The 23,686-nt window shown below is 45.1% G+C and carries 16 protein-coding genes; 12 read left to right on the forward strand and 4 right to left on the reverse strand.

Features of this window, described 5'->3' with window-relative positions:
* The first annotated feature begins 1 nt into the window (after position 1).
* The 3 genes from DWX57_RS00690 to DWX57_RS00700 are packed head-to-tail and all read left to right on the forward strand — an operon-like array spanning position 2 to position 2,504.
* Positions 2-1,483 (forward strand): sugar transferase, encoded by a 1,482-nt coding sequence (locus tag DWX57_RS00690; protein ID WP_055223734.1) that lies wholly within the window; start codon positions 2-4, stop codon positions 1,481-1,483.
* 31 nt (positions 1,484-1,514) lie between these two features.
* Positions 1,515-2,261 carry a glycosyltransferase family 2 protein gene (locus tag DWX57_RS00695; protein ID WP_120122856.1) on the forward strand — a complete coding sequence of 249 codons (747 nt, stop codon included), beginning with the start codon at positions 1,515-1,517 and terminating at the stop codon, positions 2,259-2,261.
* Positions 2,262-2,291: 30 nt separating this feature from the next.
* Positions 2,292-2,504, forward strand: coding sequence for a toxin-antitoxin system HicB family antitoxin (locus tag DWX57_RS00700; protein WP_055273599.1), 213 nt, complete (start codon positions 2,292-2,294; stop codon positions 2,502-2,504).
* 57 nt (positions 2,505-2,561) lie between these two features.
* Here the strand turns inward: DWX57_RS00700 and DWX57_RS00705 are convergent, their stop codons facing one another.
* Positions 2,562-3,785, reverse strand: a complete 1,224-nt coding sequence (locus DWX57_RS00705) for a UDPGP type 1 family protein (protein ID WP_118016737.1) — start codon at positions 3,783-3,785, stop codon at positions 2,562-2,564.
* A gap of 63 nt (positions 3,786-3,848) precedes the next feature.
* Positions 3,849-4,577, reverse strand: coding sequence for a glycosyltransferase (locus tag DWX57_RS00710; protein ID WP_055273597.1), 729 nt, complete (start codon positions 4,575-4,577; stop codon positions 3,849-3,851).
* Between the two features lie 204 nt (positions 4,578-4,781).
* Between DWX57_RS00710 and DWX57_RS00715 the strand changes: the two genes are divergently transcribed.
* From DWX57_RS00715 to DWX57_RS00725, 3 genes are all read left to right on the forward strand, one after another.
* Positions 4,782-7,136, forward strand: a complete 2,355-nt coding sequence (locus DWX57_RS00715; protein ID WP_118016735.1) for an LCP family glycopolymer transferase — start codon at positions 4,782-4,784, stop codon at positions 7,134-7,136.
* A gap of 333 nt (positions 7,137-7,469) precedes the next feature.
* A complete protein-coding gene (gltB, locus tag DWX57_RS00720; RefSeq protein ID WP_118649275.1) occupies positions 7,470-12,017 on the forward strand; it encodes a glutamate synthase large subunit in 4,548 nt (1,515 codons plus the stop codon).
* 2 nt (positions 12,018-12,019) lie between these two features.
* Positions 12,020-13,585: a glutamate synthase subunit beta gene (locus DWX57_RS00725; RefSeq protein WP_120122857.1), complete on the forward strand. Its 1,566-nt coding sequence runs from the start codon at positions 12,020-12,022 to the stop codon at positions 13,583-13,585.
* A 65-nt stretch (positions 13,586-13,650) separates the two neighbouring features.
* On the opposite strand, the gene DWX57_RS00730 is transcribed toward DWX57_RS00725, so the two are convergent.
* Positions 13,651-14,880 (reverse strand): 6-phosphofructokinase, encoded by a 1,230-nt coding sequence (locus tag DWX57_RS00730; protein ID WP_055223744.1) that lies wholly within the window; start codon positions 14,878-14,880, stop codon positions 13,651-13,653.
* A 29-nt stretch (positions 14,881-14,909) separates the two neighbouring features.
* Positions 14,910-15,509: a hypothetical protein gene (locus tag DWX57_RS00735; protein ID WP_133300860.1), complete on the reverse strand. Its 600-nt coding sequence runs from the start codon at positions 15,507-15,509 to the stop codon at positions 14,910-14,912.
* 434 nt (positions 15,510-15,943) lie between these two features.
* Here DWX57_RS00735 and DWX57_RS00740 point away from each other — a divergent pair, with 434 nt between their 5' ends.
* The 6 genes from DWX57_RS00740 (at position 15,944) to pheT (ending at position 23,683) form a co-directional block, all read left to right on the forward strand.
* Positions 15,944-17,557: a SpoIID/LytB domain-containing protein gene (locus DWX57_RS00740; protein WP_022217148.1), complete on the forward strand. Its 1,614-nt coding sequence runs from the start codon at positions 15,944-15,946 to the stop codon at positions 17,555-17,557.
* 18 nt (positions 17,558-17,575) lie between these two features.
* Positions 17,576-18,568, forward strand: a complete 993-nt coding sequence (locus DWX57_RS00745; RefSeq protein ID WP_120122858.1) for a YihY/virulence factor BrkB family protein — start codon at positions 17,576-17,578, stop codon at positions 18,566-18,568.
* 158 nt (positions 18,569-18,726) lie between these two features.
* Positions 18,727-18,999: a hypothetical protein gene (locus DWX57_RS13960; RefSeq protein ID WP_133300861.1), complete on the forward strand. Its 273-nt coding sequence runs from the start codon at positions 18,727-18,729 to the stop codon at positions 18,997-18,999.
* Between the two features lie 14 nt (positions 19,000-19,013).
* Positions 19,014-19,193: a hypothetical protein gene (locus DWX57_RS00750; RefSeq protein WP_015533216.1), complete on the forward strand. Its 180-nt coding sequence runs from the start codon at positions 19,014-19,016 to the stop codon at positions 19,191-19,193.
* A gap of 754 nt (positions 19,194-19,947) precedes the next feature.
* Positions 19,948-20,967, forward strand: coding sequence for a phenylalanine--tRNA ligase subunit alpha (gene pheS, locus DWX57_RS00755; RefSeq protein WP_120122859.1), 1,020 nt, complete (start codon positions 19,948-19,950; stop codon positions 20,965-20,967).
* Positions 20,968-21,253: 286 nt separating this feature from the next.
* On the forward strand, positions 21,254-23,683 hold the full coding sequence (gene pheT, locus DWX57_RS00760) for a phenylalanine--tRNA ligase subunit beta (RefSeq protein ID WP_120122860.1): 2,430 nt from the start codon (positions 21,254-21,256) through the stop codon (positions 23,681-23,683).
* The last annotated feature ends 3 nt before the right edge of the window (positions 23,684-23,686 follow it).

Genomic DNA, 23,686 nt, shown 5'->3' on the forward strand with positions numbered 1-23,686 from the left:
TATGGAAGAAAACAGAAGAGTTAGAAAGAGGGACAGATACAAACGTCTCATAACAGTGGGTGAGGCCTGTGTACTCATCGCTGTGGAGCTGGTGCTGTTTGGACTCATGTGGTACCGGGACTATGAGGTAACGCTTACGCTTCCGTTCTGGAGAAGAGGAAACTGGGCAGTTATCGGAATGTATGGAATAATTATCATACTTTTCACCAAGCTTTATGGTGGTTACAGAGTCGGATTCTTCAGACTGCTTGATATAGTTTACTCACAGCTGCTGGCTCTCGTGTGTGCCAATGTAGTTGGTTACCTGCAGCTCTGTATAATCTGTCGTGACTATGTAAATCCGGTACCATTGTTAAAGGTAACCGGGCTTGAAACGATAGTGATATTGATTTGGATATTTGCGTGTAGATTTTTGTATGCGAAGATGTATCCGCCAAGGCATCTGCTGCTGGTATATGGATATAAGACTCCGATAGAGTTCATAGACAAGATCAATGCCCGTAAGGACAAGTATGTAATAGAAGACAGAATACATGTCAGCGAGGGCGAGCAGGCGATCAAGGAGAAGATACTCCAGTACGATGGAGTAATCATTTGCGAGACAAAGGCTTATATAAGAAATGAGCTTGTGAAGTATTGTTTTGAACACTCCATCAGATCGTATGTTGTGCCAAAGCTTTCCGACATAATCATATTAGGAGCTGAGCCTATTCATTTGTTCGATACGCCTATCCTCTTATCACGAAATCAGGGACTTACCGGTGACGATATGATCATTAAGAGGATCATGGATGTTATATGTGGATTTATACTGCTTGTCATAGCTTCACCATTTATGCTCATATCAGCACTTGCGATATGGCTGTATGACAGAGGACCGGTATTCTACAAGCAGGACAGACTGACACTGAATGGCAAGGTGTTCAAGATCATCAAGTTCAGAAGTATGAAGATGGACTCCGAGGCAGGTGGAGCACAGCTTGCAAAGAAGGATGATGACAGAATAACCCCTGTGGGAAAATGGCTCAGAAAGCTGCATCTTGATGAACTGCCACAGCTTTTCAACGTACTCAAGGGTGATATGTCACTTGTCGGACCGAGACCTGAGAGACCGGAGATCGCCGAGCTTTATAAAAAGACATTCCCTGAGTTTGACTACAGACTCAAGATGAAGGCCGGACTTACGGGATATGCACAGGTTTACGGCAAATACAACACAACCCCTAGAGATAAGGTTAAGCTGGATCTTACCTATTATGAGCAGTATTCAATATGGCTTGATCTCAAGCTGATGCTCCTGACGGTAAAGATCATGTTCCAGAAGGAGACATCAGAGGGAATCGCATCAAATATGACCACGGCACTCAGGGATGGCGAGAAGGTACAGATACCTTCACCTGTAAATGTGAAGCCGGAAGGGCTTGATGAGTCTGAGGATGCATTCTATGACCTCGGAAAGACTGTGCAGAAAACAGATAAATAATAAGCGATATATATCGATGTAGGTGTGTGTGATGACTGGAGAAAAAGTATCGGTGATAATTCCGGCGTATAACAGCAGCAGAACCATTTATTCTGCGGTGGATTCAGTTATGAAGCAGGGGATTCCTGTGGAGGTCATAATAGTTGATGACTGTTCGACGGATGATCTGATAGGAGCACTTGATGGATACGCGGAAGATGACCGTGTGAATATCATCAGAAATGAAAAAAATATGGGAGTTGCAGCTTCGCGTAACCGCGGGGTTGCGGCTGCAACTTGCAGATACGTTGCATTTATAGATTCGGATGATCAGTGGCAGCCTGATAAACTGGTTAAACAGTTGAAGCTTATGGAGCAGACAGGTGCGGTTCTGTGTTCTACGGCCAGGGAGCTTGTGAACGAAGACGGATCCAGAACGGGAAAAGTGATCGGAGTTCCTGAAAAGGTCACCTATAAGATGCTGCTCAGAGGAAATGTGATCAATTGTTCATCGGTTGTGATGGACAGACAGGTTGCACTCAGATATCCGATGGGCAACGACGATATCCATGAGGATTATATTTGCTGGCTGCAGATACTGAAGGAATACGGAAGCTCGGTTGCGATAAATGAGCCGTTGCTATTATACAGGCAGATGAGAAACAGTAAGTCTGGTTCAAAACTGTCGTCTGCAAAAAAGACATTTGCCGTATACAGAAAAGTTGGATATGGAGTTACAAGAAGCTGCTTTTACTTCATGTGTTATGCGGTAAATGGTGTTGTAAAATATCTGTTCTGATAGGAATAAATTATATGGCGGAGAAAAGAAATGACGGATGACAATAAGAAGAGAGGCCCAGGAAGGCCGACGGAAAAGAGAAAAGATACGATCCTGAGACTTAGGATAGATACAGATACTCATCGGAAGCTCAGTGAATGTGCGGCGGTGCGACAGGTATCTATGTCAGAGCTTGTCAGGGAAGCGATAGATGAGATATTCCGAAGAGAAAAAGAAAAACAGCAGAAGAATGAGGCAGAATAAAAATAACAGGTCGATGGCATATACCATCGACCTGTTATTTTGTTATATATTCATGGATTAAAGTGTGTAGCCGTTCTTTTTGAGGAGCTCTCTGGCTGAGTCTATAGAATCATTTCCTGTAGCATTCTTTATAGGAGCAAATTCCTTCTCTCTGTCGACCTCAAATGGAAGACATGTTCCCATATAAGCGATCATATCGAGAGCCAGTGTCTCAAATTTGTAGCCGTTTGGCTCTGATGGCTTGACGATCTCTCCATCCTCACCGACATAAGGGATAGCCTTCTTGACGATGTGGAGAGGCATACTTTCATTCATGATCTTCATCAGTCTGTCAACCGGGAAGATATAGTTTAATGTAACTCCATAGTTGTAAGCGTAATCGCCGTTGGCATCGCGCTCATCACGCATGGCATCTGTGAGTTCATAATACTCGACGATATATGGCTTTCCGTGGTTAGTACACAGGACGCCAACCTTCTCGTCAGGGTATGCTTTTTTGACAACCTTTCCGCCGGAGAGGAAGCCCTCTGTGAGAACTGCTCCGAGGAATACTGGGTCTGCAATTCTCTGAAGTACATTGTCAACTGAGAATACATTTATATACTTGATTCCGTATTTCGTGAGCTTGTCGAGGTGGCCTGCCTTGCAGAGGGATGAGAACCATCCTCCGTTGCCGTTAGGAGACATGGCAACCTTTCCCTTCTCCTCGAGATATATCTTGCCGTTGAAGTCCACTGAAGGAACCATTTCCTGTTTAAAGAAATGAACATATTCAGGATTGTAACCGAAGTAGTCATGCTCTTTGAAGAATGATGTTGTGTCATCGTGGTTCTTCTCATTGGTCATGATGAAGAAATGGATCCAGGTATCTGCCATCTTCACAATATCGAGGGTGTGCTCGATGAGAAGCTGGAATATAAACATATCCTTGGTGACACCGACGTTGAAGGTTCCCTTAGGACCGGAGAATCCAAGACGGGTGCCCTGACCACCTGCCAGGAGGACCAGTGCCAGATCGCCAGCTTTGATGGCTTCAAGGCCTGCGTTCTTGTATATATCATACTTTTCTGCAATGCTGTCCATCTGGAGAGCTGCAACGGGAGCGATATCAGAATCACTTCCTGATGAATTTTGTCCGATCATATCGATAAGTGAGAAATCAATTTCACTGATCTGGTTCAGGAGTGCTGTCTGTTCAGCCTCGCTGAGAGTATCATAATACTTTAATAAGTGTAGCTGTCCTTTTTCTTCGAGAAGCTTGTAAGCGTTTTCGTAATTCATAAAAATCTCCTTAATAAATGTGTAGTTTGTATTTATTTTCTCTATCCGTGTATAATCCCTAAATTAATGATATTTCTTCTTGATCTCAATAGTGTCTGTGAATACCTTCCAAATGTCCTTGATCTTGATCCTTCTTCCATCTGCTGCATCGTCCCTGCTGTAATTCAGGACGATAGGAGCTTCGGATATCGAATATCCCTGTCTGTGTGCAGCCACAAGGATTTCAATATCAAAGGCATAGCCCGATATGGAAAGGTTCTCGGCAATCGGCTTTATGACTTCTGCTTTGAAAAGCTTTATACCGGTCTGGGTGTCATGGATACCAAGATGAAACAGCATTTTGAGCATAATATAATAGCTGTAGCTCATGACTCTTCTAATAGGAGGATAATCAAGCTTGGATTCAGGGTGAAGCTTTGATCCTATGACTATGTCAGAACCGGTGTCCCTCATCTGCTTCATAAATGGCTTGAGAAGAGATGGACTCAGTTCAAGGTCAGAATCAAGGAATGCTATATATTTGCCGGAAGCTTTGGCAATTCCGGTTGTGATAGCATGTCCCTTTCCCTGATTGACATCATATCCTGTATCTACAATATGAGAATCCATTTCGGCTGCCTCGGCAATAAGTTTGCCTGTGGAGTCCTTGCTGCCGTCATTCACAGCGATTATCTCATAACGATGAAGAAAACGGCTGAGTATTCGGCTAGTCTCAAGAAGATTATCTTTGATGTGCTGTTCTTCATTGTAGGCGGGCATAACCACCGACAAAGTAATATTGTTATTATCCATTTCCTGCTCCTTAAAAAATAAGCATTGATATTTAGACATTATTAATACGAGTATACTTTTTTATACATCATGTGTCAAATAAAATAGTGTTAATATGAAGGTGTTTATACTAATTAAGATATAATACATGTTGTAAAAGGGAAAAATATAATGTATTATAGAGCGAGGTAACGACATTTTTAGATATTTGAAAAAGGAGTTCCAATGGATAATAAGAAGAAAAATGGAATGAGATCCAGGTACGATGAGGACATGGATTGGCTGGATGACGATGATGATTATCTTGATGATGGTGGATTGATAGGATCATTGTTGTTCGGGGATAAAAAGAAGAAAGAAAAAAGGCGTGATCCTGAGCCGGAGAGAAAGGCTGATAAGAGACCGGAAAAGAAGCCGGAAAAGAAGCCGGAGAAGAAGCCGGAGAAGAAGCCTCAGAAGAATATTTCCAGACCTGTGAAGCCGGAAGAGGATTATGACGAGTATTATCACGAGGACAGCAGGGCAAGAAGAGTGAAGAGTGAGGCCCGGGCAAAGCAGAGACAGACCGGACAGCCTGTAGCAGACAGAGCTGTGGACAGAGGTCCGGTGAAGAGGACACAGGGCACTGTACCGAGGACACAGAGCAATCAGAGTACCGTGCAGAGACCTTCAAAAGCTGCCCAGAGACCACGCAGGAGTATACAGAGCACAGGAAGCTCATCTGTGGACAATCTGCTCAGAGAAGTTGACAATATTGAGACAGATGTGCAGACAAGACATGAGGAGCTTAGACGTGAGGCGTGGGAACGCACCCAGAGAAATGTTGCAAAGGCAAAGGCTGAGGTTGAGAGGCTGGAGTTCGAGAGAGAGCAGAATGCCCGCGAAGAGGCAAGAAAGCTTAAGGTTCAGCAGGAGCTTGAGCGCCGCCAGCAGATGAAAGAAGCTGAGAAAAAGGAAGAGCCTGTTGAGGAAGATAACAAGATCACTGAGCCGCAGGAGAGTGATGCGGAAGTTGTAGAAACTGCCACACAGCCAGTAGAAGAGCATGAACAGAAGACTGAGCCGGCAGATATTCTGGAGAAGAATACGGAGCCTGTCCTTGACGATGAGGTCGAGGAAGCTGCAGAGGCAGAGCCTGTTGAAGAGGCTTCGACAGTATCATCCCGAAGAACAGATGACATGCTGGACATGGATGAGCTTGAGCGTATAGAGAATGATATTGATGAGGATAAGCTCAGTTATTCGGAATCAGATACGGCTGATCTGGGACTTGGAGACATAGGCAAAGCATTGGGCTTCGATGAAGTGGAGCTTGAGGATGATGAGGAAGAGCCTGAGGAGGACGAGGAGTCAGACAGCGAAAAGTTCTTCAGGGAGAATCTTCTCGATGAGGCTGATCCAAAGGTTGTCAATCCGGAGAGAAAGAAGCTTAACATCAGTACAAGAGTGTGGGCGATAGCGTTCTTTGTCCTGCTTGCACTGTTTATACTCATATGTATAATATATGTCAAGAATTATGCCAGAATGAAGTACAATGAGATGGATATCAATGAGATAAGTGCAGATCAGATACTTGTCAATGACGGTGTCAAGGATGCGACCAAGGGATATCGTGCCATTGCACTCTACGGAGTGGATTCCAGAGATTCGAATATGAATTCAGGAACTAACAGTGACAGTATAATGATAGTGAGCATCAATGAGAGCACCAAGGAGATCAAGCTTGTATCTGTATACAGAGATACTCTGATGGAGATAGCAAGCGGTTCCATGGATACCACACAGAAGGTGAATTACGCATACCAGCTCGGCGGTGCGGTTACAGCTATCAACACACTGAATACCAATCTCGACCTGAATATCACAGATTATGTGGCAGTTGATTTCAGTGCAATGGCAAGTATAATCGATGCTGTTGGAGGCGTTGATGTCAAGGTCGTTGATGAAGAGGTGAACAACTTCAATAAGAACCTTGCAGAGCAGATAAGCCTGTCAGGCAAATATTCATCAGGAATAACTGAGGCAGGAGAGTATACTCTTGATGGACAGCAGGCAGTTGCATATTCAAGAATACGATCCACTGGCCAGGGAGATATAACAAGAACCGAGAGACAGAGAATAGTCCTCATGAAGGTTATAGACAAGCTGCTCAGTGCAGACACAGGTTCACTTGATTCATTTGTTGATGTTTCATTTAAATGTATATCAACAAGTCTTAACAAGGACGATATACATGCTCTTGTCAAGGATGTGGCTGGATATAAGGTTGTAGATACCGCAGGATTCCCATTTGCATATGAGGCAAAGGAACTCTCGGACAAGGGTAACTGCCTTGTGGCTGCTGATATGGCATCCAATGTGGAGGCATTACACGAATATCTGTATGGTGCTGACAAATACGTCATATCAGGCACAGTAAAGCAGATAAGCAGCAATATAGAGAGCATATCAGGTGTTAAGGCACAGAAGGTCAAGGTGACGACGGAGGCTCCGGGTGATGGAATATCAGATGGAAGCGACGAGGATGGAGATCTTAGGACGATAACAACTCCTCCAAAGGGAATGATCGTCGAGGAATAAAAAACTAAACATAATAATTAAGCAAGGAAGCTTCAGATATGGGGCTTCCTTTTTTATGCATCGGGGACATTGAGATATGAGACATCCGATGCTTAAAGAAAGGCTACAACATAAAGAATTGTATATACATTACAGAGCATTGTTTTTTAATCGAAAACTGTCAGATAATTTATTGAAAAAAGATGTTTACAAACAGTGTAAATGGTAGTAATATATCAAAAACGATAAATGACTTGAGAAAAATACAAAAATAACAATATTTACTTGAGAAACAAAAGCTAAAAGCAAAATATCGTTGCGAATGACAAAAACATGGAAAGGACGGAACAGGACATGATTGAGAATAAGAGAGCGGAGAATACCGGATTATACGACCCAAGCTTTGAGCACGATAACTGTGGTATCGGTGCCGTTGTCAATATCAAGGGTATAAAGACACATGACACAGTGAACAATGCACTCAAGATTGTTGAGAATCTTGAGCACAGAGCAGGAAAGGACGCAGAGGGCAAGACCGGAGACGGTGTAGGCATACTCCTTCAGATATCACATAAGTTCTTCACCAAGGCTTTAGCAGAGCTTGGATATGACCTTGGAAAGGAAGGCGATTATGGAATAGGAATGTTCTTCTTTCCACAGAAGGAGCTGGCGCGCAAGCAGGCTATGAAAATGTTTGAGGTCATAGTGGAGAAGGAAGGCCTCGAGTTCATTTGCTGGAGAGAGGTTCCTACAACACCTGGAATCCTTGGCAAGAAGGCAATAGATGTCATGCCATGCATCATGCAGGCATTCATCAGAAGACCTGAGACAGTGAAGGCCGGTATGGACTTCGACAGAAAGCTCTACTTCGTCAGACGAATATTTGAGGAGAGTAATGATGACACATATGTTCCATCACTTTCCAGCAAGACTATAGTATATAAAGGAATGTTCCTCGTCGGTGAGCTCAGAATGTTCTACAACGACCTTCAGGATCCTGACTATGAGTCAGCCATAGGACTTGTTCATTCAAGATTCTCAACGAATACAACGCCATCATGGCTCAGAGCTCATCCGTACAGATACCTGTGCCACAACGGTGAGATCAATACAATAAGAGGAAATGAGGACAAGATGATCGCCCGTGAGGAGACCATGGAGTCCACCATCATGCAGGATGAGATGTACAAGGTTATGCCTGTTCTTGATCCGGATGGATCGGATTCAGCAAGACTTGACAACTGTCTTGAGTTCCTTGTACTGAATGGAATACCACTTCCTATGGCAGTCATGATCACGATCCCTGAGCCATGGGAGAACGATAGAGCCATGAGTCAGGAGAAGAAGGATTTCTACCAGTATTACGCAACCATGATGGAGCCTTGGGATGGTCCTGCTTCTATATTATTCACAGACGGTGAGCTCATGGGAGCAGTTCTTGATAGAAACGGACTGAGACCATCGAGATACTATATCACAGATGATGATTACCTTGTACTTTCGTCTGAGGTCGGAGTCCTGGACGTTGATCCATCCAAGATCGTGAAGAAAGACCGACTCAGACCTGGCAAGATGCTTCTGGTAGATACAGTGAACGGACGTCTTATCTCAGATGAGGAGATCAAGGAGAAATACGCGCTTGCAAAGCCTTACGGAGAGTGGGTAGACAGCAATCTTGTACATCTCGCTGATCTGAAGATCCCGAATATCAGAGTTCAGGAGTATACAGACGAGGAGAGGGCAAGACTTCAGAAGGCATTTGGATATACCTACGAGGATTTCAAGAATACCATATATCCTATGGCAGAGAAAGGTGCAGAGGCAATCAGTGCCATGGGTACTGATACACCACTTGCAGTTCTCTCGAACAGCCACAAGCCACTGTTCAACTTCTTCAAGCAGTTATTTGCACAGGTTACAAACCCACCTATCGATGCGATCAGAGAGGAAGTTGTCACATCCACATCGGTATATCTCGGAAAGGACGGAAACATCCTCGAGGAGAAGCCGGAGAACTGTCATGTGCTGAAGATCAACCATCCAATACTGACAAATACGGATCTTTTGAAGATCAAGAATATGAATGTACCGGGACTTAAGGTTGCGACACTTCCGATTCTTTATTATAAGAACACATCCATGGAGAAGGCTCTCGACAGACTGTTTATCGAGGCCGACAAGCTCTACAGGGACGGTGTAAACATCCTCATCCTCTCAGACAGAGGTGTGGATGAGAACCATGTTGCAATACCATCACTCCTTGCAGTATCAGCTATGCAGAAGCACCTGGTAAGAACCAAGAAGAGAACAGCGGTTGCGATCATCCTTGAGAGTGCTGATCCAAGAAATGTTCACCACTTTGCAACACTTCTCGGATATGGTGCATGTGCAGTCAATCCATATCTGGCAATAGAGACGATCAAGCAGATGGTAGATTCGCATCTGCTGAACAAGGATTTCAATGCGGCTGTCGATGATTACAACAGTGCAATATGCCACGGAATAGTAAAGATCGCATCCAAGATGGGTGTATCAACGATCCAGTCATACATGGGATCACAGATATTTGAGTGTATCGGTCTTTCAAAGGACGTTGTGGACAGATACTTTACAAATACAGTAAGCCGTGTTGGCGGTTCTGGTATAAAGGAGCTTGAGAAGACAGTTGATGATCTTCACTCATCAGCATTTGATCCGCTTGGACTTAACACAAACCTTGCCCTTACAAGCATCGGTGCACACAAGTTCAGAAGCGGCAAGGAGGAGCACCTGTACAATCCTGTTACTATACATCTTCTTCAGGAGTCTACAAGGCGCGGCGATTACAAGCTGTTCAAGCAGTACACAGCAGCGCTCCACGATGAGCAGAAGCCATTCCACCTGAGAGGTCTCATGGACTTCAAGTTCGCTGACAAGCCGGTTCCACTCGATGAGGTCGAGCCTGCAAGCGAGATTGTGAAGAGATTCAAGACTGGTGCCATGAGTTACGGAAGTATATCACAGGAGGCACATGAGTGTATGGCAATCGCCATGAATGAGTTGGGCGGCAAGTCCAATTCAGGAGAGGGCGGTGAGTCGATAGAGAGACTTACGATCGGCAAGGATGGCAAGAACAGATGCTCAGCCATCAAGCAGGTTGCATCTGGAAGATTTGGTGTCACATCGAGATATCTTGTGAGTGCCAAGGAGATACAGATCAAGATGGCACAGGGAGCAAAGCCTGGTGAGGGTGGACATCTTCCTGGCGGAAAGGTATATCCATGGATCGCAAAGACAAGACTTTCAACACCGGGGGTAAGCCTTATCTCTCCACCACCACATCACGATATCTATTCGATAGAGGATCTTGCACAGCTCATCTACGACTGCAAGAATGCAAACCGTGATGCGAGAATATCAGTAAAGCTTGTGTCTGAGGCTGGCGTTGGTACAGTAGCTGCCGGTGTTGCAAAGGCCGGAGCACAGGTCATCCTGATCTCAGGTTACGACGGAGGAACAGGTGCAGCACCTAACAACTCCATCCATTACGCAGGACTCCCTTGGGAGCTTGGACTTGCAGAGACACATCAGACACTTATCATGAATGATCTCAGAAATAAGGTCATCCTTGAGGCAGACGGTAAGCTGATGACAGGCCGTGACGTTGCGATAGCTGCAATGCTCGGAGCTGAGGAATTTGGATTTGCAACAGCACCGCTTGTAACAATGGGTTGCGTCATGATGAGGGTATGTAACCTTGACACATGTCCTGTCGGAATAGCAACTCAGAACCCAGAACTCAGAAAGAGATTCAGAGGTAAGCCTGAGTACGTGAAGAACTTCATGCTGTTCATAGCAGAGGAGCTTCGAGAGTACATGAGCAAGCTCGGCGTCAGAACAGTCGATGAGCTGGTTGGACGTTCAGATCTCCTCATGAGCAGCGACAGAGCAGATGAGAGAAATGTCATCCTTGATAAGATAATTAACAATCCTTATATAGATATGCCACAGAACAAGGTAAAGTATCACGAGAAGAATGTCTATGACTTCCAGCTTGAGAAGACAGTAGATATGAGAATTCTCATGAAGAAGCTTGGACCTGCACTTGAGAAGGGACAGAAGAAGAGCGTTGAGCTTGATGTGGTCAACACAGACAGATCTGTTGGAACGATATTCGGTTCAGAGATCACAAAGAAGTACGGCGAGTCACTTGATGAGGACACATACATCGTCAAATGCAACGGCGCCGGCGGACAGAGCTTTGGAGCATTTATTCCAAAGGGACTTACACTTGAACTGGTGGGCGACAGCAACGATTACTTCGGCAAGGGTCTGTCAGGTGGTAAGCTGATAGTTTATCCGCCTCGTTCAGTTAAGTACAAGCATGAGGATAATATCATAATAGGAAACGTTGCACTGTACGGTGCCACAAGTGGTAAGGCATTCATCAACGGTGTTGCCGGCGAGAGATTTGCAGTTCGTAACTCTGGTGCCACGGCGGTCGTTGAGGGTGTTGGCGATCACGGATGTGAGTACATGACAGGTGGTAAAGTAGTAGTTCTTGGAACAACAGGCAAGAACTTTGCAGCCGGAATGAGCGGTGGTATCGCATATGTACTTGATATGGGCAACGATCTGTACAAGAGACTTAACAAAGAGATGATATCCATAGAGGCTGTGACAGACAAGTACGAGGTGAGCGAGCTGAAGCAGCTCATCATGGATCATGTAAATTATACAAATTCAGAGATAGGCAAGAGGATTCTTGAGGACTTTGAGGGATATCTTCCAAAGTTCAAGAAGATCATACCAAAGGATTACAAGAAGATGATGAATATGATAGTTGCATTTGAGGAGAAGGGCCTGAGCCGCGAGAAGGCAGCTATCGAAGCATTCTACAAGGTTAAGAACGGAGGTAAGTAGGAATGGGAAAACCAACTGGATTTTTAGAATATGAGAGAAAGACAAGCGCAGAGCTTGCTCCTAAGGACAGAATCAAGAATTTCAATGAATTCCACACTCCGCTTAGCCGTGATGAGCAGAGAAAGCAGGCTGCAAGATGTATGGACTGTGGCGTTCCATTCTGCCAGGCAGGTATGAACATATGCGGAATGACATCGGGCTGTCCGCTGAACAACCTGATCCCAGAGTGGAATGATATGCTCTATAACGACAATCTTGAGCAGGCATTTGCAAGACTCAGCAAGACCAACTGTTTCCCTGAGTTTACAAGCCGTGTGTGCCCGGCTCTCTGTGAGAAGGCATGTACCTGTAACTTAAACGGTGATCCAGTGTCGGTCCGTGAGAACGAGAGAGCCATCATAGAGTATGCATTTGCAAATGACCTTGTAAATGATAAACAGCCAAAGGTTCACTCAGGCAAGAAGGTGGCAGTCATAGGTTCAGGTCCTTCGGGACTGGCCGTGGCAGACCAGCTGATCGGCAGAGGCCACGACGTGACTGTGTATGAGAGAAGTGACAGACCGGGTGGACTTCTCATGTATGGTATCCCAAACATGAAACTTGAGAAGCAGATCATAGACAGAAGAATAGATGTCATGAAGAAGAGAGGAATAAAGTTCGTACTGAACACAGAGGTTGCAACCGGAAAGGCATCTGCGAAGGCTGTGTGTCCGAAGGATGATCAGATGACAGGTTATCTTAAGAACAAGAACCTCAAGTATGTGAAGGCTGAGGATCTGCTCAAGGAATACGACGCAGTTGTGCTTGCCTGTGGTGCAGCCAATCCAAGAGATATAAAAGCACCTGGAAGGGATGCAAAGGGAATCTACTTCGCTGTTGATTTCCTCAAGACTACGACAATGAGCCTTGTAAATTCGGGCTTTGCTGACAAGCAGTTCGTGAACTGTAAAGGCAAGAATGTTCTCGTCATCGGTGGTGGTGATACAGGAAATGACTGTGTGGGAACAGCAGTCCGTGAGGGCGCTGTCAGCGTTACACAGCTTGAGATGATGCCAAAGGCACCTGATACAAGAACACCAGACAATCCATGGCCAGAATGGCCGAAGATCTGCAAGACAGACTACGGTCAGCAGGAGGCAATAGCAGTATACGGACATGATCCTAGAATATATGAGACTACAGTCAAGGAATTCATCAAGGACAAGGACGGAAATGTCAAGGCAGCCAAGTGTGTGAAGCTCGAGTGGAAGAAGAATCCTGAGACAGGAAGAATGACTATGACAGAGATAGAGGGAAGCGAGTATATCGTTGACTGTGATGTGGTACTCATCGCAGCCGGATTCCTCGGATGTCAGACATATGTGGCAGAGAGCTTTGGCGTGGAACTCAACGAGAGAACAAATGTCAAGACTCCATGTCCAAACTCATATACAACAAATGTTCCAAAGGTATTCGTAGCCGGAGACATGCACAGAGGCCAGTCACTGGTCGTATGGGCCATCCGCGAAGGCCGCGAGGCCGCCATGGCAGTAGAAGAGCTGCTGCTCGGATACACTAATCTGCAGTAGGATATATAAAATAAAAAAATATCCCTAACACCACAGATATTGAGGTGTTAGGGATATTTTATCCTTTAAAGCAGGTGGTTTACCGGCAGGTACATAGGAAGTCCATCTTTGTACTGAAGGGAAACCTCGCCGATTATAAGAGGTCTGAGATATGCTTCCATCTCAGGTGTGACGTCATTCTTCTCAGGTGTGATCCACTCAAGCGGAATTGTCTTAGCCTGGTTGGCGATGAGAGATACATTCTCAGGTTCAATGATCCACTGGTATGGATCGTTAGAAACTCGCTTGATCGTGGACATAACAGCAGTCATTCCCTCGGCGGCGTATTTTACAGCAGCCTGGCCAAGTGCAAATGACTCGTTGATATCTGTCCTTGAGGAAATATGCGCTGCACATCTCTGGAGCACATTGAGCTCGATGGAACGAACCTTTATATCCATTCTGTCCTTAACAAGACTCTCGAGAGCCTTGCCGGTTCCGCTGAGCTGGGCATGTCCGAACTTGTCTGCCACAGCAGAAGTTGCGCTGATGTAGTTGCCATCCTTATCATGTATACCCTCAGATACGGCCACGATGACACATCTTGAAGTCTTTAATACATTTTTGATGTCCTCTATAAACTGATCCTCATCGAAGTCTACCTCAGGAAGATATATGAGATGAGGAGCAGGACTGTAGTCATTTCTTGCCAGACAGGATGCAGCGGTGAGCCAGCCTGCATCACGGCCCATGATCTCCACGATGACAACACTTGGTATCTGGTAGATGTAAGTGTCGTGGGCAATCTCCAGCATGGTGGATGCAACATACTTGGCTGCAGAGCCAAATCCCGGAGTGTGGTCGGTATGGCACAGGTCATTGTCAATGGTCTTAGGGATGCCGACGATCTTCACATCCGATCCGATCTTCTTTGCATATTTGCTGAGTTTATCCACTGTATCCATAGAGTCGTTGCCGCCGATATAGAAGAATGCGGCAACCTGATATTCCTCAAATCTGTCAAATATTATCTCATAAGGTTTTGAGTCAACCTCAAAATCAGGAAGCTTGTATCTGCATGAGCCAAGGTACATTGCAGGGGAGAGCTCCAGAGTATTTACCAGAGGAAATTTTGAGAGGGCCATGAGGGACAGATCTATGAAATTATTGTCCAGCACTCCCTGGATCCCGTGAATTGCACCGTAAACTCTGGTGAATTTGTTGCTTTTCTTAACTCCGTCTATGACACCTGCCAGCGAAGCATTTATCGCTACGGTAGGACCTCCTGACTGAGCTACTATACAGTTATCTTTCATTTTGTAAATCTCCTTTGAAAGGTTTTATTTTATTCTGGACTGCGCAGGAGTATGGTTATCTTTTTGCGGCCATAAACCATAAGTGCGTCCTTGATTATATCTTTGTTGGCATCGGTTGTGTGTATCTCAACAGTGTCCAGAAGCTTTTCGACATATGAGCACCAGAGGTCATAGATGATCTTCTGGTTCTTCTCACTGACAGGCGGAAGTGCAGCCTTTGCCTTTTCCAGATCGCAGTCAGCATCTGTCATGTAAATGAATGAATCAGGTGTGAGTGCTTCCTCACCGTATGCTGCGACAAATATCTCTTCTGTCCTGACAAATCCACAGTCATACATCTCAACTATGAGATCGTGGATACATTCATCGATATTATCGAAATAGTGGTAGTAACGGAGCAGATGAGCCTGATTCTCGTCCTCGATGTCATCACGGTTTATCCAGTACCCCTTGCTCTGGCTCTGTTCCTCCCTGATAGCCTCTTCCTGCATGAGATCGAGATCTCTCAGTGCCTCCTCGCGCTTATCGGCAAGCTTTCTTCTGACATACACCACAGTCATGACTATGAGTGCAAGCAGAAATACTCCGAGCAATACGCCGAATAACATTTGTAAGCTGGTTTTATCCATTTGGTGAACACCTGCCTTTCATGTTTGGAAATAATTATAAATTCCCATAAGTATCTACATTCTAACACAGGTAAGATTGGTATTTCAAGAAGGCATATAATGTCAATTATAGTGGTTAAAGTTCACGTGAAAAATTCTTGCAAGAGATGTAAAGGTAAGGTATAATGTGCTCATAGCTGAGATGTATTAAGTCTCTTGTGATTTTGAACCTACATTTGAATAAACGGGATTCCTATATCATTGTTATTGAAGTCAAGCCTCGTTATATAAGTTCTAGTGGAAGGCAGATATACAATTGCGGTTGCCCACCTAGCGCTGCTAGGACTCAAAAGCAAGGGCGCATTTCAGTTTATTACACAAGATGAAGAAGCAGCATGTATATGCTGCTTTTTCTCTGTATGTGGATATATTTGCGGAGAAATGGAGACAGGGGAATGCGAATAGATCAGAGAAAGAAATGGTATCAGAAGATCAAATACAATAAGAATTTTAAGATAGTGAGTTTCATAACTATAATTCTGGTATGTGTTGTCGGATATATGATGATAACAGGTAAAAACAGAGTAGGCGAAGAGACTGATGATAACAACGATGGCAATTCAGTGGAGACCATAGTTATAGAAGCTCCGGATGATCCGCTGGGAGATCTGAAGCAATATGTTGAAGCCGACACGGACAGTACAGAGATCGCGGAGTATGACTACACAATTCAGGGAGCAGGAACTGTGGCTTCAAAGAAGAAAGAGGATAAAGGCAGCAGCTCGTCCGGCACCGACAGAACCAGCGGGGGCAGCGGCTATGGCGGATCGTCAGTCGTTATATCCGGTATGGAGAACAGTGTCAGAGTCATCCTGACAAATGGCGGAGATTATTATCAGAGCTATGTGGAATTTACCTGCAGTACAGGATTTAACGTGACGAGCGATGGCAAGAAGAAAACCTATAAGGCGGATGAATTTGTATCACTTGGCAGCGACAACAAGGCCTCATCCATCATAGTTGAGCCTGAGAGTTCGGATGGAATGATAACAGTATCGAGTCTCAGCAAATCAAGCGGCACCCCGAGGTATCACGGAGCCCTTGAGATAACAAAGGATTCGTCGGGATACATGATCATCAATCAGGTAGATATAGAACAGTATCTGTATGGGGTAGTGTCAAGTGAGGTTTCATCGAGCTACAGCCCGGAGGCGCTCAAGGCTATGGCAATCTGCGCCAGAGGATTTACATATAGAAAGCTTGGAAGTAACTACAGGGGATACAATGCAGACCTTGATGACACAACATCGTGCCAGGTCTACAATAACTTCCCTGAGACGGGAAATTCCATAGATGCAGTCCAGTCCACATCCGGAATTGTACCTACATATAACGGAGAGATCATAAATGCTGTATATTTCTCAACATCGTGCGGAACGACTACCACGAGTGACCAGGTGTGGGGCGGAAGCATGCCATATACCTGTACACGTATTCAGAATACGGCGCTGGACATCCCATATTTCAGCGATGAAGCGGCATTCAGGGATTTCATGGATGGCAAGACGGACACAGATGTGGTTGAGAGAAATCTTCCTATGTACAGGTGGACGGTTACATACACAGAAGATGAGATGAGAAATGCGGTTGAGACCGGCCTTTCAAGATGCTCGGATGTGTCTGCGACATCGGTTGGCAAGATCAAGTCAATAATGGTGACGGGAAGAGATGACAGTGGACTTGTGAAGGAAGTTACGATAACAGGCGACAAGGGAAGCGTGGTAGTCAGCGGCCAGAGCAATATCCGAGTTCTGTTCGCCACGGATGGCAAGGCTATAACAGAGCAGGATGGATCAGAGCTCACGGGCTGGACAGGCGTTCCAAGTAATTTCTACTATGTAAAGAAGGATAATGACACAGGACTCTACACACTTAAGGGCGGCGGATACGGACATGGAGTCGGAATGAGTCAGAATGGTGCAAATGAACTGGCAAAGCTGGGATATACTGCAGCGCAGATAATAAGCCATTATTACAACGGAGCAGTTCTCAGTTCGGTTGAAAAGTAACGGAGAGAATCACTAATTATGAAGTTAAAGAAGCGCATAGTGCTCATATACCATAAAGTCAGATTGTTTATGGCAGAGATGAATAAGGATCAGGTGGCGGCATTTGCGGCACAGTCTGCTTTTTTCCTGCTGCTGTCACTGTTTCCACTGGCGATGACGCTGCTTACATTTGTCAAATATCTGCCATTCACAGAGACCCAGGTGTTGGAGATAATAAAGGAACTGTTCCCGGAGGAGATCAATTCCAATTTTGAATTCATGTTTGCAGAGATTTTCAACAGCAAGAGCTCACTGCTTGCCACCACAGCAACCATATTGCTCACAGTGTGGTCGGCGTCAAAGGGAACAATGGCTATAGGCCGCGGACTCACTTTCATGGCAGGCAAGGAGGACAGCGTCAATTATTTCCTCAGAAGAGCGATACACACTCTGTATACATTGATATTCTGTGTGATGCTGGTGGCGGTTATGGTCATATATATCCTCGGCGATGTAGTTGTGTCAAAAATGCTGGTGCGGCTGGATTCAGTGGAGAGATTCCAACTGGTGGATACTGTTGCGAATATCCTGTCGATCGTCAAGATAGCATTTGCCCCTACGGTTTTGTTTGGAGTTATGATAGTGGCATACTGGGCGCTGCCGGTTGAGCGGGTGAGGATCAAGACCGCTGTGCCGGGAGCTGCATTTACGACCATACTCTGGATGCTTTTGTCATTTGGCGTATCAAGCTATATCAATATAGTGGGAATCAACACATATATGTATGGAAGCCTTGCAAGTGTGATATTGCTTGCGCTGTGGCTTTACATGTGTATGTACGTCATGCTGATAGGCGCAGAGATCAACAAATTCATGGATAACGGAATACGTGGAATAAGGAGGAGGGCCCACAAGGCCGGGCGTAAGAAGAGACGACTTGAGAGGAAGAAAAAGCGTGCGGAGAAGAGGCGGATGCGAAAAAATCGACATTTAAAGATGGACGAAGAAGTTGATGTAGAAGTAGATAAATAAAATAAAAGTAGAGTGTATTCAAGTTAAAGAATACTGCGATTGAGACGCATAGTGGCTCATATAAAAATACAAGTAGTAAGCGGGTAAAGAAAACAATTTCTATAAATGTAAGATATTACAGTGCATATTATAAAATAAAAGCCTCCTATTCTGGTGGGGTGGCAATTGATATTTTGGTAACTAAGGGGGCAGTCACAGCAAGTCTAGCAACAGGGTATACATTGTCTACGCTTCTTTCAGATATAATAAGTAACTATGGAAGTACTGATATTAGGTCTCCTGGTATTGAAAACTGGGGATATAGATTTAAATATGTAACAAATAGCAGTAAAGATGGATTTGATATTTATTTACTTACGTATAATAGTAAAGGAAGACTTGCAGATACAAAGAAAATAAAGAGTGAAAGATATAAAGCAATTTTGATATAAAAAGGAGAAAATATATGAGAGAAAAAAAAGCTATACTTCTGTTAGTACTTAGTGCATGTTTGTTTGCAATCGATTTTATCTTAAAAGGAGATTTTGGTAAGGTGATGTTTTATATAATCTTATTGATAGGCTGGATATTACTTTTGGCATCAATTGCTTTACAAATAAAGAAAAAGAAACGGGAAGATGATTAAATAGGAGTATGGTACTCGTAAGGTTTATTTTCACAATCAAGTTATATAATATTTCTGAAAATTGAATTGTTGTTGATCATGACAGTATGACAAAAAAGATGTTGACTAACACCCACATGTAGGTATATTATCTCTACAGGCAGTGACGATGCAAAAGATACGTATGTCGCCATCAGAGAGACTAGGTCAGCGGCTGAAAGCCCGGTCAGGTAAGAGTGCGTATTTAATTTCACATCAGAGCCACCACGGCTGAAGGATTGAAGATATCTGTTTTATCAGATGACAGATGTTGGTCTGTGTAGGGTGTGGCGTGTGACGTGCGACAAACGTCTAATGAGAGTCAGACATGGACAAGATACATAGAGTGTCTGGAATCAGGGTGGTAACGCGGATATAATTCGTCCCTAGTATGTATAACATGCTAGGGACTTTTGCGTTTACAGGGTGACAAGCGGCTGCGATGCGCGAGCTTGCTCGCATGCATCAGCAGACATTTGTCACCCGCGCGCGACATGAAACACGGAGCCCGGGAGGGCGGAGTGTGAATGCCGTGCAGGGATTGAGAGAGCGCGCAGCGCGAAGCAATCCCGGTAAACGCAAAAAAGAGGAATGAGCGCATAGCCCGATAGGGCGGAGCGCGAATTACTGTAGGAATTGCGGAAGCCGTAGGCGAGCAATTCCGTGACTTATATATGGAAGTAATTAATATAGGATCCACATTGAAATCCCTATAAATAGAAAAAGGAGAAACACGATGAGAGACAAGTTGGAAGCCATCAAGGCAGAGGCTCTTGCCAAGATCGAGAGCGCAGAGGTTGTATCGACACTTAACGATGTGAAGGTGGCGATACTCGGTAAGAAGGGAGAACTCACACAGGTTCTCAAAAGCATGAAGGATATAGCACCGGAGGACAGACCAAAGGTAGGTCAGATGGTAAATGAGGCACGTCAGGCCATCGAGACAGCCCTTGACGAGAAGACAAAGGCCATCAACAGAGCGCTCCGTGCAGAGAAGATGAAGAGAGAGACAATAGATGTAACTCTTCCAGGAGTGAAGAAGCTTACAGGACACAGACATCCAAACCAGATAGCACTTGAAGATCTGGAGAGAGTATTCATCGGTATGGGTTACGAGATAGTTGAGGGACCAGAGGTAGAGTACGACAAGTACAACTTCGAGCTGCTGAACATCCCTGCAAATCACCCTGCAAAGGATGAGCAGGATACATTCTATGTTACAAAGGATATCCTCCTTCGTACACAGACATCACCTGTTCAGGCAAGAATCATGGAGAAGGGCAATCTTCCGATCAGAATCCTCTCACCTGGACGAGTATTCAGAGCTGATGAGGTAGATGCAACACATTCACCATCGTTCCATCAGGTAGAGGGACTTGTGATAGACAAGGGAATCACCATGGCTGACCTCAAGGGAACACTGGCGCAGTGGGCAAAGGAGTTCTTCGGTGAGAACACAAAGGTCAAGTTTAGACCTCACCACTTCCCATTCACAGAGCCATCAGCAGAGTGTGATATCACATGCTTCAAGTGCGGCGGCAAGGGATGCCGAGTATGTAAGGGCAGTGGCTGGATAGAGATCCTTGGCTGTGGTATGGTTCATCCAAAGGTTCTCCGCGACTGTGGAATAGATCCTGAGGTATATTCAGGATTTGCATTTGGAATCGGACTTGAGAGAGTAACACTTCTCAAGTATGAGATAGATGACATGAGACTGCTCTACGAGAACGATATGAGATTCTTAGACCAGTTTTAATTGTGGGGACGCTGCTGGACGATGGAGGTATTGAAGTCGCTTAGATTGACCCATTGTCAACGCAGAACGCTTCCGCTCGTTTCGCCCTGCAGCGGTACTAAGGCGCCGCTGGAGCGCCACCTAAGGACCGGCGGGCTCAAATGTCTGCTTATGACAAATGGGTCAGCCTAAGCGGATTAAAATGTGTCGAACGTCTGGCAGCTGTCTGCTGATTGACGTAATGTAGTAGAGATTCAATGAGGTTTATGTAGAAAGTAAGATTACACAATTAAAAGGAGAATAGAAGATGAATACACCAATTTCATGGATAAAGGCATATGTTCCTGATCTGGACGTGACAGCTCAGGAGTTTGTAGATGCCATGACTCTCTCAGGATCACATGTAGAGGGTTACGAACAGAAGGACAAGAATCTTGACAAGATCGTTGTTGGCAAGATTCTCACTATGGAGAAACATCCGGATGCGGACAAGCTTGTAGTATGTCAGGTAGATGTTGGACAGGCGGAGCCTCTCCAGATAGTGACCGGAGCAAAGAATGTAAAGGTTGATGATCTCATCCCACTTGTACTTGACGGTGGTAAGGTTGCGGCAGCACACGGCGACAACAATGAGTACCCTGACGGAATCAAGATCAAGAAAGGTAAGCTCAGAGGAGTTGAGTCAAATGGTATGATGTGCGGTATAGAGGAGCTTGGTTCATCACGAGACTTCTACCCGGAGGCACCGGAGGATGGCGTGTATGTATTTCCAGAGGAGTCAGGTGTGAAGCCTGGCGATGACGCTGTAAAGGCACTTGGACTTGACGATGTTGTAGTTGAGTACGAGATCACATCCAACAGAGTTGACTGTTTCTCAATGATCGGTATGGCAAGAGAGGCAGCAGCTACATTTGACAAGCCATTTTACCCACCAGTGGTAACAAAGACAGGAAATGACGAGGATGTCAATGACTATATATCAGTAGAGGTAAAGGATCCTGACCTCTGCCCTAGATACACAGCAAGGGTTGTCAAGAACCTGAAGATCGGACCTTCACCAAAGTGGATGCAGCAGAGACTTGCTTCACAGGGAATCCGTTCGATCAACAACCTTGTCGATATAACAAACTACGTTATGGAAGAGTACGGACAGCCAATGCACGCATATGATCTCAGCACCATAGCCGGCAACAAGATCGTTGTCCGCCGTGCAAATGACGGAGATACATTTGTAACACTTGATGGACAGGAGAGAAAGCTCGACCATGACGTTCTGATGATCTGTGACGGTGAGAAGGAGATCGGTATCGCCGGAATCATGGGCGGCGAGAATTCCATGGTAACAGACAGTATCGATACACTGCTCTTTGAGGCAGCCTGCTTTGATGGAACAAATATCAGACTTTCATCGAGAAGGATCGGTCTTGCGACTGATGCGGCAGCCAAGTTCACAAAGGGACTTGATCCAAATCTTGCTATGGAGGCAATAGACAGAGCATGTCAGCTCATTGAGGAGATGGGCGCAGGTGAGGTAGTCGGCGGAGCTGTTGACGTGTATCCAAATCCTGTACAGGACAAGAAGCTTCCATTTGAGCCTGACAAGATGAATGCGCTTCTCGGAACAGATGTTGAGCCTGAGAAGATGCTGTACTACTTCGGCAGACTTGGACTCACATATGATGCAGATACTAACACACTGGATGTGCCAAGCTTCAGACAGGATCTGAACTGCATGGCAGATCTGGCAGAGGAGGTTGCAAGATTCTACGGATACGACAACATTCCTGTATCACTTCCAAGAGGTGAGGCTACAGTTGGTAAGCTCCCATACGACCAGATGATCAATGCCATCGCAAGGGATGTCCTTGAGGCAAATGGTTTCTCTGGCGGTATGTGCTACTCATTCGAGAGCCCTAAGGTATTTGACAAGCTGCTTCTGCCTGCTGACAGCGAGTTTAGAAAGACCGTTACAATAGCAAATCCTCTCGGTGAGGACTTCAGTATCATGAGAACTGTATCACTGAACGGTGTTCTCACATCACTGGCAACAAATTATAATAGAAAGAACAAGATCGCAAGACTTTATGAGTTCGGAAATGTATATCTTCCAAAGTCACTTCCACTCACAGAGCTTCCAGAGGAGAGAATGAAGCTGACTATCGGTATGTATGGTCAGGGAGATTTCTTTGATCTCAAGGGAGTTCTCGAGGAGCTTACAGACAAGGTTGGTCTCAAGGGACAGGTGACATACGAGCCTGAGTCAGAGTACACATTCCTTCATCCGGGCCGTCAGGCAAAGCTCAAGAAGGGCAACCTGACAATTGGATTTATCGGACAGGTACATCCTGAGGTATGTGACAACTACAACCTTAAGGGTGAGGTATATGTGGCAGTCATCGATATGCCTACACTGGTTATGCTTTCAAACTTCGATACCAAGTACGAGGGAATCGCAAAGTTCCCTGGAAGTACAAGAGATCTGAGTCTTGTTGTGGACAAGGAAATATTTGTCGGACAGATAGAGGAAGTCATAAAGAAATGTGGCGGCAAGCTGCTTGAGAGCTACAAACTTTTCGATGTATACGAGGGTGAGCAGATCGCAAAGGGCAAGAAGTCGGTGGCTTACACAATGACATTCCGTGCTAAGGATAGAACACTTGAGACGTCAGAGGTCGATGGAATCATTGCCAAGATTCTCAAGGAGCTTGGAAAGCTCGGAATCGAGATCAGAGCGTAATAG

The organism is Coprococcus sp. AF19-8AC (assembly GCF_003603115.1).
In the GTDB taxonomy this organism is placed as follows: domain Bacteria; phylum Bacillota; class Clostridia; order Lachnospirales; family Lachnospiraceae; genus Coprococcus; species Coprococcus aceti.

Coding starts and splice junctions, on each gene's coding strand:
- DWX57_RS00690 (WP_055223734.1), top strand. CDS start 2: ATGGAAGAAAACAGAAGAGTTAGAAAGAGGGACAGATACAAACGTCTC.
- DWX57_RS00695 (WP_120122856.1), top strand. CDS start 1,515: ATGACTGGAGAAAAAGTATCGGTGATAATTCCGGCGTATAACAGCAGC.
- DWX57_RS00700 (WP_055273599.1), top strand. CDS start 2,292: ATGACGGATGACAATAAGAAGAGAGGCCCAGGAAGGCCGACGGAAAAG.
- DWX57_RS00705 (WP_118016737.1), bottom strand. CDS start 3,785: ATGAATTACGAAAACGCTTACAAGCTTCTCGAAGAAAAAGGACAGCTA.
- DWX57_RS00710 (WP_055273597.1), bottom strand. CDS start 4,577: ATGGATAATAACAATATTACTTTGTCGGTGGTTATGCCCGCCTACAAT.
- DWX57_RS00715 (WP_118016735.1), top strand. CDS start 4,782: ATGGATAATAAGAAGAAAAATGGAATGAGATCCAGGTACGATGAGGAC.
- gltB (WP_118649275.1), top strand. CDS start 7,470: ATGATTGAGAATAAGAGAGCGGAGAATACCGGATTATACGACCCAAGC.
- DWX57_RS00725 (WP_120122857.1), top strand. CDS start 12,020: ATGGGAAAACCAACTGGATTTTTAGAATATGAGAGAAAGACAAGCGCA.
- DWX57_RS00730 (WP_055223744.1), bottom strand. CDS start 14,880: ATGAAAGATAACTGTATAGTAGCTCAGTCAGGAGGTCCTACCGTAGCG.
- DWX57_RS00735 (WP_133300860.1), bottom strand. CDS start 15,509: ATGGATAAAACCAGCTTACAAATGTTATTCGGCGTATTGCTCGGAGTA.
- DWX57_RS00740 (WP_022217148.1), top strand. CDS start 15,944: ATGCGAATAGATCAGAGAAAGAAATGGTATCAGAAGATCAAATACAAT.
- DWX57_RS00745 (WP_120122858.1), top strand. CDS start 17,576: ATGAAGTTAAAGAAGCGCATAGTGCTCATATACCATAAAGTCAGATTG.
- DWX57_RS00750 (WP_015533216.1), top strand. CDS start 19,014: ATGAGAGAAAAAAAAGCTATACTTCTGTTAGTACTTAGTGCATGTTTG.
- pheS (WP_120122859.1), top strand. CDS start 19,948: ATGAGAGACAAGTTGGAAGCCATCAAGGCAGAGGCTCTTGCCAAGATC.
- pheT (WP_120122860.1), top strand. CDS start 21,254: ATGAATACACCAATTTCATGGATAAAGGCATATGTTCCTGATCTGGAC.